General features: G+C 55.8%; 1 protein-coding gene and 2 pseudogenes. 1 reads left to right on the top strand and 2 read right to left on the bottom strand.

Going from position 1 to position 2,110, the window contains the following annotated elements:
• Together AC1D1Z_RS36755 and AC1D1Z_RS36760 are read right to left on the bottom strand one after the other, a co-directional pair.
• Positions 1–242: pseudogene (locus tag AC1D1Z_RS36755) on the bottom strand (sugar ABC transporter permease); the annotation flags it as partial.
• A gap of 125 nt (positions 243–367) precedes the next feature.
• The gene (locus AC1D1Z_RS36760; protein ID WP_028733645.1) at positions 368–1,705 is read right to left on the bottom strand and encodes an extracellular solute-binding protein; all 1,338 of its coding nucleotides are present in this window, start codon (positions 1,703–1,705) and stop codon (positions 368–370) included.
• Between the two features lie 177 nt (positions 1,706–1,882).
• On the opposite strand from AC1D1Z_RS36760, the pseudogene AC1D1Z_RS36765 reads away from it, so the two are divergent.
• Positions 1,883–2,110 (top strand): annotated as a pseudogene (locus AC1D1Z_RS36765) (GNAT family N-acetyltransferase); the annotation flags it as partial.

Below are 2,110 nucleotides of genomic sequence, written 5' to 3' on the forward strand. Positions count from 1 at the left end.
CAGTAGAAGATCATAAGCTCGGCATTGTTACGCAAGGCAATATAAAAACGACTGTCAGAAAAGAGATCGGCGTAATTGCCCAAACCAACCCACTTGGGCATGCTCAAGCCGTCCCAGCTGGTCAGGCTCAAACCCAAAGCCGCGAGGATCGGTCCAAAGACAAAAGCCGCGTAGAACAGCAATCCAGGCAATAAATAGATAAAATTGGTATGTTGCGAGCCATCAAGTGCGGAGCGTTTCATCCAGTACTCCATAAAGCCAAAACTGTGATCATCACGCAGCAAGCCGATCACAGTGCTCATTTATTTGGATCGACGAGACTCAGGCCACGACCGCAGGGGACGGCCGTGACCTGCGCCCGCAGTCTTTATTTCTTGTCCTTCAGGTACGCCTGATAATCCTTGTCCATGGCATCGACAAAGGCTTCGGGGGTGATATTGCCGGACAGAAGAAGCGGCGTGTTGTCGTCTATTGTCTTCAGCATCGTTGGGCTCGACCAATCGGGGTAATGGCCGAGAGCGTCGTTTGCGTTGAGTGTCTTCCACATTTCGATGCCGGAGCTGAGGAGCGGCGTGAGCTTTGGCTTTGCGTCAGCCGCGAGCGAAGTTGCCGGGAGATAGCCAGCATTGGCCCAGGTTTCCGCAGCCTTCTCTGAAACCATATAGTCGATATATGCGCCGGCTAGGTCCTGTGTTGGCTTAGTTTTGGCAAGGCTCGTTATCGCCCAGGCAAGATCCACACCCCCGACACTCATGGGCTTGGAAATGCCTTTCGGGGCGGGGATGGCCATGAAGCCGATATCCGGATTGTGTTGCATGTCACCGAAATACCAGGTCCCGGAGATAAGAAACGCGCCCTGTCCGGAAATGAAAAGCTGGACGGCGTCGTCACCCGAGATGCCTTCGAAACCAGGGAAAAAATAACCGCCCTGTGCCCACTGCTGCACGAGTTTGGCGGATTCGATGTTCCCCTTGGTGTTCCAGGAGCCGCCTCGGCCGTAGATCAGATCGTCAAGTTCGGCGCGATTGCTCGCGTCGATATGCGCTTGGTCGATGGCGCCGATCATGTGCAGGGCCAGATGCTGCTTTGCAGAGCCCATCATGAAGGGCGGGACGCCCTTTTCCTTCAGCTTGTCGAGATCGGCCAGGAACTCCTCGAAGGTTTGCGGCAGCGCTACTCCTGCATCGGCGAGGATCTTTTTATTGTAGAAGAGGCCAACGATCTCGCCGAGGCCGGAGATGCCGTAGGTCTTACCGACCCCAAATTTTCCATCCTCCCAGCGGTCTCGAGCAAGCACGGAATCCGACTGGAGCTTATCCCAGCCATATTGTTTGATGTAGTCGTCGACCGGCAGGAGCAATCCTTCCTTGACCATCGCCCCCATGTCACCGGCACCTTGGTTGACCTTCGTGATGACAGGGCCATCACCCGCTGAAACCGCAAGCTTCAGCGTCAGCTTCATGTCATCAAAGGTGCGGGCAGTGCGTTTGATAGTGACGCCGGGATGCGCAGCTTCGAAGTCCTTGTTAAGCTGCTCTATGACCGCACTCTGGCCTTCATAGGTTTGGTCATCCCACACGGCCAGGTCGTCAGCGCGCGCGGCTGCCGAAAGGCCAAAACTCAGAAGCGCCGCGCCAGCAAGCGCGACAGCTGCTTTCAATCCGTATGCCGGCAGTATGCTGATCGATTTCACAGTTCTTTTCATCTGCTCCACCTCATCTGGTTTATTCTCCACTCTCCGCTCAGGCCTTGCGCCAAGCACCGGCCGAACGTTTTCTTCCCCCAGAGCTTTGCCTGGCTGGCGAATCTGAGGTAATCGTCAATGCATCCGCACCTCTCGCGACCTAAAATGACAAAGCGCCACGCAGGAGGTGGCAAAGTGATGGACACCAGCTGCTTCATCCGCCCCGCGATTGAAGCGGATATCGACGCCTTTTTCGACATCTGCCTGAAAACCGCGAATGGCGGTCATGATGCCAGCACGCTTTATAGCGACCCGCATCTGCCCGGCTACATCTGGTCGGTACCCTACCTCAAGTTCGCCAGAGACTTTGCCTTTGTTCTCGTTCAGGACGGCCAGCCGGTTGGCTACGTCGTGGGGGTACCGGAC

It is taken from the genome of Rhizobium sp. P1_E1 (assembly GCF_056406015.1).